This is a genomic window from Patescibacteria group bacterium, from assembly GCA_018819405.1.
GTDB lineage: Bacteria > Patescibacteriota > Patescibacteriia > UBA1558 > GWA2-36-10 > XYD1-37-29.
In genome coordinates, this window is record JAHJQF010000001.1 from 632,360 (window position 1) to 647,295 (window position 14,936).

Annotated in this window: 13 protein-coding genes and 3 tRNA genes; 15 read left to right on the top strand and 1 reads right to left on the bottom strand. The window is 36.8% G+C overall.

All coding sequences use genetic code 11. From position 1 onward, the window contains the following. The first annotated feature begins 3 nt into the window (after positions 1-3). Entirely contained in the window at positions 4-3,201 is a 3,198-nt protein-coding gene (locus KKH39_03255; protein ID MBU1203029.1) for an efflux RND transporter permease subunit, read from the top strand. 77 nt (positions 3,202-3,278) lie between these two features. Here KKH39_03255 and KKH39_03260 read toward each other — a convergent pair whose 3' ends face one another. Next, entirely contained in the window at positions 3,279-3,764 is a 486-nt protein-coding gene (locus KKH39_03260) for a hypothetical protein (GenBank protein ID MBU1203030.1), read from the bottom strand. A gap of 265 nt (positions 3,765-4,029) precedes the next feature. Here KKH39_03260 and asnS point away from each other — a divergent pair, with 265 nt between their 5' ends. The 14 genes from asnS to KKH39_03330 all read left to right on the top strand — a co-directional run bounded on the left by asnS (position 4,030) and on the right by KKH39_03330 (position 14,873). Further along, the gene (gene asnS, locus KKH39_03265; GenBank protein ID MBU1203031.1) at positions 4,030-5,319 is read left to right on the top strand and encodes an asparagine--tRNA ligase; all 1,290 of its coding nucleotides are present in this window, start codon (positions 4,030-4,032) and stop codon (positions 5,317-5,319) included. 9 nt (positions 5,320-5,328) lie between these two features. Beyond that, positions 5,329-5,404, top strand: a tRNA-Thr gene (locus tag KKH39_03270). A gap of 27 nt (positions 5,405-5,431) precedes the next feature. After that, complete coding sequence (gene aspS, locus KKH39_03275) at positions 5,432-6,847, top strand: aspartate--tRNA ligase (protein MBU1203032.1); 1,416 nt, start codon at positions 5,432-5,434, stop codon at positions 6,845-6,847. Positions 6,848-7,230: 383 nt separating this feature from the next. Continuing rightward, positions 7,231-7,935, top strand: a complete 705-nt coding sequence (locus KKH39_03280) for a segregation/condensation protein A (GenBank protein ID MBU1203033.1) — start codon at positions 7,231-7,233, stop codon at positions 7,933-7,935. Position 7,936: 1 nt separating this feature from the next. Then, entirely contained in the window at positions 7,937-8,491 is a 555-nt protein-coding gene (gene scpB / locus KKH39_03285; protein ID MBU1203034.1) for an SMC-Scp complex subunit ScpB, read from the top strand. Beyond that, entirely contained in the window at positions 8,472-9,161 is a 690-nt protein-coding gene (locus tag KKH39_03290; GenBank protein MBU1203035.1) for an rRNA pseudouridine synthase, read from the top strand. Before scpB ends, KKH39_03290 begins: the two co-directional genes overlap by 20 nt. A gap of 5 nt (positions 9,162-9,166) precedes the next feature. Beyond that, positions 9,167-10,090, top strand: a complete 924-nt coding sequence (locus KKH39_03295) for a serine hydrolase (GenBank protein MBU1203036.1) — start codon at positions 9,167-9,169, stop codon at positions 10,088-10,090. Between the two features lie 35 nt (positions 10,091-10,125). After that, complete coding sequence (locus tag KKH39_03300) at positions 10,126-10,614, top strand: small multi-drug export protein (GenBank protein MBU1203037.1); 489 nt, start codon at positions 10,126-10,128, stop codon at positions 10,612-10,614. A gap of 53 nt (positions 10,615-10,667) precedes the next feature. Then, positions 10,668-11,411 carry a triose-phosphate isomerase gene (tpiA, locus tag KKH39_03305; GenBank protein MBU1203038.1) on the top strand — a complete coding sequence of 248 codons (744 nt, stop codon included), beginning with the start codon at positions 10,668-10,670 and terminating at the stop codon, positions 11,409-11,411. Between the two features lie 121 nt (positions 11,412-11,532). After that, positions 11,533-12,402: a class II fructose-bisphosphate aldolase family protein gene (locus KKH39_03310; GenBank protein MBU1203039.1), complete on the top strand. Its 870-nt coding sequence runs from the start codon at positions 11,533-11,535 to the stop codon at positions 12,400-12,402. A gap of 3 nt (positions 12,403-12,405) precedes the next feature. Continuing rightward, on the top strand, positions 12,406-13,293 hold the full coding sequence (locus tag KKH39_03315; GenBank protein ID MBU1203040.1) for a tetratricopeptide repeat protein: 888 nt from the start codon (positions 12,406-12,408) through the stop codon (positions 13,291-13,293). Positions 13,294-13,359: 66 nt separating this feature from the next. After that, positions 13,360-13,445, top strand: a tRNA-Tyr gene (locus KKH39_03320). A 94-nt stretch (positions 13,446-13,539) separates the two neighbouring features. Then, positions 13,540-13,615, top strand: a tRNA-Thr gene (locus KKH39_03325). Between the two features lie 136 nt (positions 13,616-13,751). Next, a complete protein-coding gene (locus KKH39_03330) occupies positions 13,752-14,873 on the top strand; it encodes a hypothetical protein (GenBank protein MBU1203041.1) in 1,122 nt (373 codons plus the stop codon). Positions 14,874-14,936 lie beyond the last annotated feature (63 nt).

Here is a 14,936-nt window from a genome sequence, read left to right on the forward strand (position 1 = left end):
TTTATGAATGAGAATAATATAGAAAATAAAAAAGACGAAGCAAAGAATAAATTTGCTCATCAAGCTATTATTAGAACTCGTAAGAGTTTTAAGGGTTATTTTATTACTCATTTTAGGGTAATAATTTTGATGATTTCGGCTATTGTGATTATGGGTGCTTTGGCTTTGGCAAGTATTCCTCGCGAATCAGATCCAGAAGTCAAAATTCCTATTGCAGTTGTGACAACTGTTTATCCCGGAGCCAGTCCAGCTGATGTGGAAAATCTAGTGACTGATGAGATAGAAAATAGACTGGAGGAACTAGATAATGTCAAACTTATTACTTCAGCTTCTAGAAATAGTATTTCCTCAATTACTGTAGAGTTTGAGGCCGAGGCAAATCTTGATGACAGTATCAGAGAGTTAAAAGATAAAGTAGGCGAAGTCACTGGTTTGCCAGGGGATGCGGAAGATCCAGTAGTGACCCAAATAAGAGCCAATGATTACCCTATCATTACATTTTCTCTTTCTGGTGATTTGACTGATAATCAGTTCAAACAATTGGGGGAAATAGTTCAAGATGAACTAGAGGGTATTTCTGGAGTTTCCAAAGTGCCTTTACTTGGTGTCAGAGACAAGGAATTTTCAGTCTTGGTTGATAAGACTGCTTTGTCCCGTTTGAATTTGTCTTTATCAACAATAGTTGGTGCAATCAGAGCTTCTAATCTGGATATGCCGCTGGGCAATATTGATATAGATGATTTGCATTATAATATCAGATCTGTTGGTAAATTGAATGATATTGATAATCTAAAAAACGTCGTTGTAGCCAACAACAATGGTCAGATTGTGCTTTTGAAGGATATTGCACAGGTCAATGAACAATTTGTAGACCGTAGCAATATTTCTAGGATTTCTATTGCTGGTGAAACGACTCAAGAAAATATATCTTTGCAGATTTACAAAAAGACTGGTGGGAATATATTGGACATTGTTGATAGTGCCAAGGCCAAAGTAAATATGCTAAGTGATGAGAAAGTAATTCCTGACAATGTAAAAATAGAAATAAACAGTGACTATTCTTCTTTTATCCGTGATGATTTGCATACTTTGGGAAGCAGTGGAATACAGGCTACAATTTTGATATTTATTATCATGTTTATAGCCTTGAGTTTTAAGGAAGCTATTATTGCCCTATTGGCTATTCCGCTCAGTCTTTTGATTACTATCATAGCTTTATATTTTTCTGGTTATACCTTAAACAGTATGTCTCTTTATGCTCTGGTGTTGTCACTGGGACTTTTGGTGGACGCTTTTATAGTGGTACTTGAAGGAATATTTCATAATATTCGCGAAGGTTATTCTTCCAAGGATGCCGCGCTTTTGTCAGTAGCTCACTATAGCGGTCCGGTGACATCGGGCATGCTTACTACTGTAGCGGCTTTTTTCCCTATGCTTCTGGTCAGTGGTATTTTGGGAGAATATTTAAAAATATTTCCAATTACAATTGGCATTACTTTGACGGCGTCTTTATTTGTATCTTTGATTTTAGTGCCCTCTTTTGCTTCTATATTTTTGAAGAAAAGTCAGTTTGTAGGCACAGCCAAAGAAAGTATTTTGGAAAAATATGTCACCAATAAACTCAGAAGACTTTATCGTAAAAATATTACTATTTTTTTGAGAAGCAAAAAATCAAAATTTAGGTTTTCTATAATTCTGACAATTTTGTTTGTAGCCTCTTTGGGACTTTTGGTAACCCAGACTATACCAGTACAGCTTTTCCCAAAGATGGATGCCGATTTTGCTTATGTTGATATAAAAATGCCGATTGGTACTAATCTGGAAACAACTAGTCAGCTAGTTTCTCAAATAGAGGAAAAACTGTATAAATATCCAGAAATAAAAAACTTTGTCAGCACTATTGGTCAGTCATCTAGTATTGGATCATTTGACCCAAGTAGGTCAAGTGAACATTTGGCCAATATTTCTATTGATTTTGTAGACAAAAAAGAAAGAAGCAAAAAAAGCTATGATATTGTAGATAGTATCAGAGAAGATATCAAGACAATCAATGAAGGTGATATAAGTATCACTGAATTGTCAGGTGGTCCACCAACTGGTTCTCCAATTGAAGCTAGAATAAGTGGAGAAGATTTGTTGGTACTTGATAGTATATCAAATAAGGTAAAAAATATTTTGGAAAATACCGAAGGCGTCATCAATGTCAGTAGTAATCAAGACCTATCACCGGCTGATTTGACTTTTACATTAAATAAAGAAACAGTAGCTAAATCAGGCTTGACCGTGGCTGATGTATCAAATTTACTCAGGACTGCTATTTTCGGTGTGACTGCTACAGAAATTTCTCAAGACAATAATGATCTTGATGTAGTAGTAAAACTTGATAAAAATAAAATTGATTCAGTAGAGCAAATAAAAAATCTGTCACTAATAAACAATTATGGTCAGGAAGTAAAACTTTCTTATTTGGCTGATTTTTCACTGGAGCCGGCTTTGGCTACTATTCGTCATCGTGATTTTGAAAGGACAATCAGTGTCAGTGCTGATTTGGCATCAGGATATACGGCGGCCAAAGTTGTGCCAGGGATAGAAGAATTAGTAGCTCAGGAAAATATAGCCCATGGCTACAGAGTAGATTTTGGAGGAGAAGTAGAGGATATCCAACAGTCATTTACTGAATTATGGAATGCCATGATTGTGGCGGTAATACTAATTTTGATTATTTTGGTCTTAGAATTTGATTCATTTATACGCACTGGTATCATACTAATGTCACTGCCTTTGATGCTGATTGGTGTGGTAGTCGGTATGGGTATATTTGGTCTGCCATTTAGCTTTATGGTATTTTTGGGACTGGTGTCACTAGCTGGTATTGGAGTCAATGATGCAATAGTGCTAATGGATAAGACCAAAAGAAATATTGAAGAAAAAAATATGACGCCACTTGAAGCAGTGGCTGATGCTGGGGATACAAGACTTCAACCTATTTTGTTGACTACCATTACTACTATTATGGGTGTAATACCCTTGGCCTTTGCCAATGAATTTTGGGTAGGACTGTCTATTTCTATAATTTTTGGTTTGGCTTTTGCTACTGTCATACAGCTATTTGTCATACCAATGCTTTTTGTCAGATTTGAAGGCAAGAAAAAAAATAAGAAAGACAAGGCAGATATTCCTGAAGTACAATATTCTAAATAAAAAAGAAAAGCCGCCCCAGTATTATGCCGGGGCGGCAGGTGAGCAGTTGTGACTTGCTCAGGTCTGATGCCGGAGGACTAACCTCTGGTTTTTTGGTTGAAGCGTAGTCTGGTTACAGCTATCGCTATAGTACCCTGTAGCAGGATCAGCCAGATGCCGGTGATCAGGTGCCCGTCGAGCAGGCTGCAAAAAGTAGCAGTGACGGCCAATGCCCAGGCCAAGAGGTCTTCTTGTTTTTTTTCCACAAGGACCTTTTTGAGGATGGGTAAGGAGGCAGCACTGATACCCGCCAAGGCGCAAGCAGTAGCAGCCAGAGGGCCGACAGACAAGTAGAGGGCAATAGATATGCCCACAAATATACTGCAGCCTGTTTCCAGCTTTGACCAAGTGGCGTATCCGTATTTCAGGGTGAAAAGGGCTACAGCCAGTGTGCCAATATTATACTCAATCATCATCGGGTCAAGGATGCCATTACTGAGCTGGCTGCCCAGAATGACAACGTCGAGCGCCATGTATAGAAACCAAGACGAGCGAGGAGGCGGTGGCAGTGTACCCTTGACCATGGCCACGATAAAGCGCAAATGCACTATCGCGGAAAAGACAAAGGATAGTAGGCCAAAGAGCCTTACTTCGATAGGATAGCCCCGAAGGGCCGTGTCTATCACGACAGGATTCCACATATTGTAGACCCTCCAGGGTTTGGGTGTTGTCAGTGAACTTTAACTTTGTAATATACAATATATTGTCTATTTTGTCAATATTATATAATTAATACCTTGTAAAATCTTTGTATTTTAGCTATTATTTAATAAGCTAATTTTTTTATTTATGGAAAAAGTATTTATAAATGATTTATCACAATATGTTGATAAACAGGTAGAAATAAATGCCTGGGTAGCCAATTTTCGCTCATCAGGCAAGATTTCTTTTTGGCAATTGAGAGATGGTTCGGGTTATACTCAGGCTATACTCAATCAGGCTGATTTTTCTGAGGACAAATGGGTGGAATCTCAAAAAGTAACTCTGGAAACGTCAGTCAAAATAATGGGCGTTGTAGCCAAACATCCCAAAAAAGAAGAGTATGAACTGCATGTCAAAGATTTTGATTTTTATCAAATTGCCCAGGATTATCCAATATCAAACAAAGAACATGGGCCAGAATTTTTGATGGACAATAGGCACTTGTGGCTTCGCTCTTCCAAGCAGTGGGCTATCCAGAGAGTGAGAAATACTCTGATTCAGGCGACATATCAATACATGAAAAATAATAATTTTATCAAGATTGATTCGCCGATTCTTACACCAAATGCCTGCGAAGGAACAACTGAGCTTTTTGAAATGGATTATTTTGATACCAAAGCTTATCTTTCTCAATCTGGTCAACTATATTTGGAGTCAGCTATTTTTGCTCACAATAGAGTCTATGATTTTGGTCCGGTATTTCGAGCAGAAAAATCCAAAACCAGACGTCATTTGACAGAATTTTGGATGATGGACGCTGAAATGGCTTTTGTAAATCTTGATGACAATTTAAAAATTCAGGAAGATTTGATTCGTTTTATGGTGCAAGCAGTTTTGAAAAACAACCAAGCTGATTTGCAGATACTGGAGAGAGACATCAAACCGCTGGAAAATATTAGCAAGCCATTTCATAGAATCACACACAGCGAAGCTATCAAAAAATTGCAAGCTATGGGAAGTGATATCAAAGATGGCGAGGATTTGGGAGCTGATGATGAAACAATGCTGACCAAAGAATTTGACAATCCAATATTTGTGACCAATTATCCGGCCAAGATAAAGGCTTTTTATATGAAGAGAAATGCTAAAGATGATAGCCTGGCCGAATGTGCTGATTTGCTTGCTCCAGAAGGATACGGAGAAATAATTGGTGGTAGTCAGCGTGAAGATGATTATGATGAGCTCCTAAAGAGAATAAAAGAGCATCATTTGCCAGTTGAAGAATTTCAGTGGTATTTGGATTTAAGAAAATACGGTAGCGTACCACATGGTGGTTTTGGTTTTGGTTTGGAGAGGATTGTAGCTTGGGTAAGTGGTATCCAGCATGTCAGAGAAACCATACCATTTCCAAGGACGATTTATAGGCTCAGGCCATAATCGGCTTTTGCCGAGATAGCTCAGTTGGTAGAGCAGCGGTATCGTAAACCGCGGGTCGCAGGTTCGACTCCTGTTCTCGGCTCCATTATTTTTTAAATAAGTAAATAAAAATATGCAAAGAAGCAAAACTATTGAAACAGTTGGAAAAATAGGTGAAAATGTCCAGCTCTTTGGTTGGGTCAATGTCCGCCGTAATATGGGTAAAATTGTCTTTCTTGATTTGCGAGATCGTTGGGGCATACTACAAGTAGTAGTTGTACCATCTGAGCTAGATAAAGACTCTGAAGAAATTTTGGCTAATATTAGACCTGAATATGTTTTATCTATTCAAGGTTTGGTTCAAAGTAGAGGAGCTAAACAGATTAATAAAGATTTGCCAACTGGTATGGTGGAAGTTTTGGCCAAAAAGATAAATATATTGTCCAGTGCCGAGACACCGCCTTTTGAAATAGACAATGAAGAACGTCAGGCCAATGAAGAATTGAGACTCAAATATAGATATCTTGATTTGAGACACGAGCGCATGAAAAAAAATATCTTAGTCAGAGACAAGGTTTTTGCCTATTTACGTAATTATTTGCATGACAATGATTTTATTGAAATTCAGACTCCTATACTTTCCAAATCAACTCCGGAAGGAGCTAGAGATTATTTAGTACCGAGTCGTTTGCATAAGGGCAAATTTTTTGCTTTGCCACAAGCCCCACAGCAATACAAGCAGCTACTCATGGTGGCTGGTATGGAAAAATATTTTCAGATTGCTCCATGTTTTCGTGATGAAGATGCCAGAGCTGATAGAAGCCCAGGTGAATTTTATCAACTAGATATGGAAATGTCTTTTGTCAAACAAGAAGATATTCTTAATCTGGTAGAGAGTATGTTTACTGCCATGGTAGAGGAGATATTTCCAGAAAAGAAAATGACTTTTAGTCCTTGGCCACGATTAAACTACAGTGAAGTAATGGAAAAATATGGCTCTGATAAGCCAGATTTGAGAAAAGACAAAAATGATCCAAATGAATTGGCTTTTGCCTGGGTAGTAAATTTTCCACTATTTATGCCACAGACTGATGAAGACAGATTTGTCGGCGCCGGGGACACTTGGGGCCCGGCTCACAATATGTTTACAGCACCCAAAGAAGAAGATGTTGCTTTGCTAGATTCTGATCCAGGCAAAGTCAGATCATACCAACATGATTTGGTACTCAACGGTTTTGAAGTAGGTGGGGGAGCAGTTCGTATTCATGATATGAAAATTCAGGAAAAAGTCTGGGATTTGATTGGTTTTACAGATAAACAAAAAGAACAATTTAGACACTATTTTGAAGCATTCAAATATGGTGTCCCACCACATGGTGGTATTGCGCCTGGTTTGGAAAGACTTTTGATGGTACTCTTGGGTGAAAAAAACCTCAAAGAAGTAACAGCCTTTCCTTTGACTTCAGATGGGCGGGATCCGATGATGGAGTCTCCATCAGAAGTAGACAAGTCTCAACTTGATGAACTTGGTCTAGAATTGAAGAGATAATTTTAAAATATAGATAAAATTAATATATTGTCCTCAACTCGTAAGTCCCCGCCAAAGAGCTATGCCTCAGCAATCTACCAGACTGGAGAGCTCTTTGGCGGGGACTCTTTCTTTTTTTTGACAAAATCAATTTTTTATATTATAATTCTCAAGAATTCAGTTCCTATTCATTTCATCGCATCATGCTGCAGAGTTGGATCCCCAGCTCCAATCCTGACGGCATGGCCGTCGTACTAGAAGCGTGCTCCACAAGAGTATTTCGAGACGCCTCTTACGATGGCACCCAGGGGTTCGGCAATCGTCGAACCCCTCTTTTTTTGTTGAAAATAAAAACTAAAAATGTTATAATATTTGTGAAATTCTTAATTTTTTTATTATAGCCAATGCATAAAATTCAGCTTGAACAATTTGAAGGGCCGCTTGATCTCCTGCTAAAACTAATAGAAAAAAATAAGTTACAAATCACAGAAATTTCTTTAGCTAAGCTTACTGATCAATATCTCTCATATATAGAAAATACTGACAACTTGGCTTCCACTGAAGTGGCCGATTTTTTGTTGATTGCTTCTAAACTTATTTATCTAAAATCAAAATATCTTTTACCTGATCTTGATGTAGAAGATGAGCAGGGTGCTGGTGATCTGGAAAAACAACTCAAAATATATCGTCAGTATTATGAAGCCAGCTTGGCTATCAATAAAATGTTTTTGAGTAAAAAGAAATTTGCTTATCATCGTATGGCTAGCTACAAACTGCCTCAAGACCAAGGATTTTCACCACCACAAAATGCTGATCCATATTCTATGAAAGAGGTTTTTTTATTGGTTTTATCCAAAATTGAAAGAGTGGTCAACTTGCCCAAGATGGTTATTGCTAGGGCTATTTCTATAGGAGAAAAAATATCACATATTCAGGAGATGATAAAAAGTAATACCAAATTTAATTTTAAAAAGCTTTTGCAAAAAAACGATAAGACAGAGATTGTAGTCAGTTTTTTGGCGCTTCTTGAATTGGTAAAAAGAAAAGAAATTAATGTAGATCAAGAGGCTCTTTTTGGTGATTTAAATATTTCAAAAAACAATAAATAATATGGAAAAAAATAAACTATCAGAACTCGAAAGTTTACTTTTTGCATCAGGCAAGGCAATGACTTTCAAAGAGTTAGAAAATTTTTTATCCGCCAAAACCGGAGAACTGGAGGAGATGCTAGAATCTCTAAAGCAAAAATTCAATAATGACGAGAGTGGATTACACATCAATATAAATAACAAAAAAGCCCAATTTGTTTCTAATCCGAAAAATGTCACCACTTTGCGTAAATATTTTAATGATGAATTAAGCGGTGAGCTAAGCAAGCCATCTCTGGAGACGCTGACTATCATTGCTTATCGTCAGCCTATTTCCAAAGAAGAATTGGAACAAATAAGAGGAGTCAACTGTTCTTTAATTTTGAGGAATTTACTCATCAGGGGTTTGGTGGAAGAAAGTACTCAAAAGGGTGATTTATCAGCCAAATATTCAGTTACCATGGATTTTTTGCGTCATTTGGGTATCAACTCGGTCCAGGAATTACCTGATTATGAAAAATTAAATAGTGACGATAATTTACAAAAATTACTTGAAGATGGAACAGAAGAAAATTAGACTAGCTAAGTTTTTGTCTCAGGCCGGAGTTGCTTCTCGTCGCAAGGCAGAAAATTTGATAAAACAGGGCAAAGTAAAAATTGGCCTTCATATAGTCAAAGATCTGGCTACAAGTGTCCCCGAAAATAGTCAGGACATTTTTGTAAATAATAAAGCTGTAATTTTAGAAAAAAAAGTTTATTATCTTTTGAATAAACCGACTGGATATGTTTGTTCGGTCTCAGATCCGCATAATAAAAAAACAGTCATGTCATTGGTACCAAAAGAGCCAAAAGTTTTTCCAGTCGGACGCTTGGACAAAGATTCGCAAGGATTAATACTTTTGACCAATGACGGAGACTTGGCTCACCAGTTGACTCATCCAAAATTTGAAGTAAAAAAAACTTATTTGGTTACTGTAGATAAAATTTTGACTAGAGATATTGAATCAAAATTAAAAAAAGGTATCAGTTTGGAAGAAGGTTTGGCCAAAGTGGATAAACTGAAAATTTTGTCCAGCAAGAAATTGGAGATTGTTATTCATCAGGGCTGGAACAGGCAAATAAGAAGGATGCTGGCAAAACTTGGCTATAAGGTGATTGAACTGAGTCGTATATCTGAGGCTAATCTAAAATTGGGCAATTTACCAATTGGTAAATATAAGGTATTAAATAAAAACGATATTAAATAAAATAAATGAATTTGTGGACATTTATATCAACTGTAATTTTGTCATTGAGTTTGACCAGCTCGCAGCTTTATCATTTGCCGACTATTATACTAGAGCAGACGCAATCCGGCTCAAAATTGAGCTTTAAGGAGCAGATATTAGATGATAGTAAGAAAATCCCACATAAGGTAGATAATAAGTCTCTGGGTGTCAAAATAAGCGCTCAGGCAGCTGCTGTCATGGACAAAGACAGTGGTATAATTTTGTGGCAAAAGAATGCCGGAGAAATTAGGCCTATTGCTAGTATTAGCAAGTTAATGACTACTTTGGTTTTTTTGGAGCATAATCCTGGTTGGAATACAGAAGTAACAATGGAAGAAGTAGATGAAGTCAATGGTGGCACTAGGCATATACTGAGAGGTGAGACAGTGATAGTCAAAGATTTGTTTTATACCAGTTTGATAGCTTCTGACAACAACTCTATCAATGCTTTGGTCAGAAGTACTGGCCTGAGTCGTCAGGAGTTTGTAAATCTTATGAATAAAAAAGCCGCTAGTCTAGGTATGAAAAATACAAAATTTTCCGAGCTGACAGGCTTGTCAGAACAAAATGTATCGACTGCCTTAGAAGTTTTGACTTTAGCTAAGACCGCTTTTGCCAAAGCTGATATAAAAAATGCTGTCAGTCAAAAAGATTATAATTTTTTTGATAAATCAGGTAAGGCTCATCATATAAAATCTACTAATTTACTTTTTAATAGTTATTTGGATGTATTAGCCGGTAAGACAGGTTATATTGGTGCTTCGGGGTATTGTCTAGTTTTGGAGATTGCCGGCAATGACGGACAAAATATTTTTGGGGTGGTGCTAGGTTCTGAATCACACGACGGACGTTTTCAGGATTTAAAAATTTTGTCTGGTTGGATTTTGGACAATTTTGTCTGGTCTTAAAGAGCCTTTTGTTTTATACTTATTTATATAAGATAATGGATATTTCTTGGATTTATAATATTGACCCTAGATTAGCTACTTTTCTTCTGGCTATGTTGCCCATTACTGAGCTAAGAGCTTCTATTCCGATTGCTTTGGGAAATTTTGGTCTGCCAGTTTATCAGGCATTTTATCTTTCAGTAATTGGCAATTTTATCCCAGCAGTTTTGATTGTTTATTTTTTGGGGCCAATATCAAGATGGCTGAGAAAAGTAAAAATTTTTGATAAATTTTTTGTCTGGCTTTTTGCCCGCACCAGAAAAAGATTTGATGAGAGGTATAGTCTTTGGGGTAAAATATCTTTGCTTGTTTTTGTAGCTATTCCCTTGCCTATGACCGGAGTATGGACCGGATCGCTTGCCGCTTGGTTGTTTAATATCAAAAAAACAGACGCCCTGATTTTTATAGCTTTGGGGGCACTTGTTGCTGGTATATTGGTTACTTTAATATCTTTGGGGGCATTTTCAATTTTTGAATTTATATAAAATATAAAATACAATAAACATATAGATAATTTTAATAATTAATGGCTAATTGGGTGAAATACGAAAAAATAATAATTGCCAATTGGAAAATGAATCTTGGTTTCAATCAGTCTATAGACACAGCTAAAGAGCTTCATCTTTTGTTGGAAAAAAATGATATTGGTGATAAAAAACAGGTGGTGATTTGTCCTAGTTTTTTGTCTATTTATGATTTATCAAAAGTTTTGTCAGGCAGCATGATAGCTTTGGGAGCTCAGGATGTTTTTTATGAAGCCAAAGGAGCCTTTACAGGTGAGGTGTCATCTGAAAATCTTCATCAAGCTGGTTGTCAATTTGTGATTGTCGGACACAGTGAAAGAAGAGCTATGGGTGAAACAGATGAAGAAGTTGGCAAAAAGACCCGAGCAGTTTTGCAATATGATATGACGCCCATTGTCTGTGTGGGAGAAAAACTAGACCAAAGAAAAAAGGCTCAGACCGAAGAAGTCATATCTAATCAGGTCAAAAAAGCTTTATCTGAAGTAGAACCGGGTCAATATTTTATATTGGCTTATGAGCCGGTTTGGGCTATTAGTACCAGCGGTAGTGGTCAAACTATCACAGCCTCTGAAGCTGCCAAGCAAATTGAGCTTATAAAAAATGCTATACCAAATCATCTCAGAGATTTTGATATTATCTATGGTGGTAGTGTCAATGCCAGTACAGTAAAAGATTTTACCAAAAATTTTGCCGGAGTGCTTGTCGGTTCGGCTAGTTTAGAAGCCAAAGGATTTTTTGAACTGATAAAAAATTCTTAACATAAACCCCGTTAGACCCGCTTAGAAGTCTAGCTTCTAACGGGTTTAGAAATTTGAACACCTAATTTCTATAGGGGTAAAAGTAAAAAACTGTAGTTAATTTCTAACGGGGTAAAAATATATGATAGTGCCAATCAAACAAATTGTTAATAAAGCCAAGGATAAAAAATATGCAGTCGGGGCTTTTAATACTTCCAATTTGGAAATAACCATAGCTATTGTAAGAGCGGCTGTCAAAATGAAATCCCCGGTTATTATTCAAACTTCTCATTCAGCTATTAAATATTCCAACTTGCCGACCTTGTTTAACCTAATAACCAATTTGGCTAACACTATTGGTAAAACAGTTCCGGTGGCTATCCATCTAGATCATGGTAAAGATATACCAGTTATTAAACAATGTGTTGATATTGGTTATAATTCGGTTCATATTGATGCCTCAGAAAAGGATTATGCTAGCAATATTCATCTTAGTCGCCAGATTGCTGATTATGGGCACAAAAAGAAGATTTGGGTGCAAGCTGAGCTGGGTTCTATCTTGGGCAAAGAGGGTCTGGTCAAATTAGAAACTGGTGAAATAAACATGAAGGATTTGATGACCGATCCATACAAAGCTCAGGATTTTGTAAGCAGGACCAAGGTTGACACCTTGGCAATATCGGTCGGTACAATTCACGGCTCTTTTAAGGGTATAGAAAAAGTAGATCAAGCACGCTTGAAAAAAATAAGAGAATTGGTTAATATACCTCTTGTTTTGCATGGTGGTTCAGGCTTGTCACCAAAGATATTTAAAAAAGCCATCAAAAATGGTGTTAGTATTATAAATATTGATACAAATCTGCGTCTGGCTTTTAAAAAGGCTCTAAAAAATAGTTTAAGTAAAGACAGTAATATGATTGACCCTAGGAGTATTTTGGCGCCGTCAACTGAGGCTATGCAAAAGGAAGTCGAAAAAATGATAAATATATTTGGCAGTAAAAATAAAGCCTAAGATATGATTGATATAATACTAATAGTATTAATAGTTTTATCCCTAGCTTTTATAATTTGGCTGATGATTCGCAAAATTCCTCGTTTGAAAAATGTAAATGTGGATAATTTGCCGGAAGTCAGAAGCCGCAAACAAAAAGAAGCTATTTTAAAAAGCCGACTGGAAAGAGAATGGCTTGATGTTTGGTTTAGACTAAAAGGTTTGACTACGCCGGCCAAAGGCAAAGTAGGTGATGTTTTTAGTCAGTATTATCAAAGATTAAAAAGTGTAGAAAAGGACATTCGTCGTCGTGGCTTTGAGAGGCTGACATCTTCTGTCGATAGATCACAGGTAGTGGATAAAATATTGGTAGAAGCCAAACAGTTTATAAATAGTGAAGAATATCAAAAAGCAGAGGAGACTCTACTTGATGTTTTAAATATTGATCAGCATAATATAGAAGCTTATACCCTTTTGGCGGAAGTGTATCGGGCTAGGAAAGAATTTGTCCAAGCCAAGGAAACACTAGAATATTTGCTGAAACTCACTCACAATGAAGACGCGGCTGTTTATTATTCTTTGGGAGATTTGGCTCGCAAAAGAGGTAATCTCAAACAAGCTGAAGAAGAATATAAAAAATCTATATCACTTTCCGAAGATAATTATTTATATTTTTTGGCCTTGTCAGAAGTATATCTAGATTTGGAAGAAGAGGAAAAAGCTATGCAGTCAGCCCAACGGGCTTTACTCTTATCTCCAAACAATCCTAAAATTCTTGACTTTTTGATAAATCTTAGTATAATAATGTCTGATAAAGAATTGGCTTCTGGATATCTGGATAAGTTGAAAGAGGTTAATCCAGACAATAAGAAAATACTGGATTTTAATGAGCGCATTGATAATTTAAAATAGTTTTTATTAGATATAATAGGCAGTTGGCTTCTTTAAGAGAGATCTGCCCATTATTTTTTTGTATATGGGTCGGTACCGAAGCGGTCAAACGGGGCAGACTGTAAATCTGCTGGCATCAGCCTTCGGGGGTTCGAATCCCTCCCGGCCCACCATTGTTAATTGTCTAATTGTATAATTGCCTAATGGATTAATTGATAATTCATTATTATTAAATAAACTATTATCCTATTAGACAATTATTTACGTGCCGTCATAGCTCAGTTGGTAGAGCACTTCCATGGTAAGGAAGGGGTCTGCGGTTCAAGTCCGCATGACGGCTCCATAAAACCCCCAAATATCTGAGGGTTTTTGTTTTAGGTATACTACTACGTACTATTGACAAATAATCATATTATATATATAGTATAGCATTGCTTTATAAAAAAAGCGGTTTAATTAATTAATTTTTCTAAGAAATTATGAAAAAACTATTTATTATTACTTCACTAGTTATTTTAGCTAGTTTTAGCGCATTAGTTGCGAATGCCGAAGTCAATACTAGCTCTACCGAGCCAGTTGTTGTTCTAGATGTTTGCGACCACAATAACGACGGTCGTCGTAGCTTGATTGACGTTGGCATGCTTGCCGAATGTGCAGACACGTATGATCTCAATGGTGATAATGTACATAGTCTAACTGACGTTGCTATGTATTATGCCAATAGCCAGAGTGAGACATGTATGGCAACTTTTGTCTGCAATCCACAACCAGTAGACCCTACCCCAGATGATGAGGTAGTAGTGTCTGATCCTTTGACAATTTGTGATCACAATGGTGATGGTGTTACCAGTTTGTCAGACGTTGGTATGTTTGCTCAGTGTAAGGATACTTTTGATGCTGATGGAAACGGTATTCATGAGCTGGCTGATATTGCTTTGTATGCCACAAACTATAGTGATACCTATTGGTGTCAAAATACTTTTGTCTGCAATCCAGACAATAGTACTTCACAAAATGACAACACTCCACAAAGTGTTGGTTCTGGAGCTGGTATTCCAGCCCCTGATGCTTCTCTTATAGAAGCTAAAGTCAGCTGTGATAATGTTGATATCAGTTGGGATACTTCTAAAGATTCTTTGACTTGGTTGGTATACGGCGAAAGCTCAAACTACGGCCAGGAATACAAGAGCGAAGATTATACTTCAAACCATTTGGTTTCATTGACTGAATTGCCATATGATACAACTTACAACTATATGGTAAAGACTATAGCTGTATCTGGAAATCAAAAAGATGATTATGATTATACTTTTACCACCCCTTCTGCTGAGCAATGTGGCCTAGTTTTAGGTGAAAAAATTGAAAACGAAGAGCCAGTAGTCGGCGATGAGGAAACTCAGACCTGTGAATATATGACTCCAGATCAAGATGTATTGGGTCAGACTCAGTGGGCTGACGGTACTTTACTCCGTGGTTGTGGTCCAGAAATATATATTGTTGAAGATCAGCAAAAACGTCATATAAAGAGTTTGGAAGAATTATTTAACTACATTGGTCAGAGGATTCACAATGTAACTAATGACATATTAGCATTATTCTAAATTGCTAAGACAAAAAAACTAGGGCCTTGGCTCTAGTTTTTTGTTTGTTTTTAATTATGATAT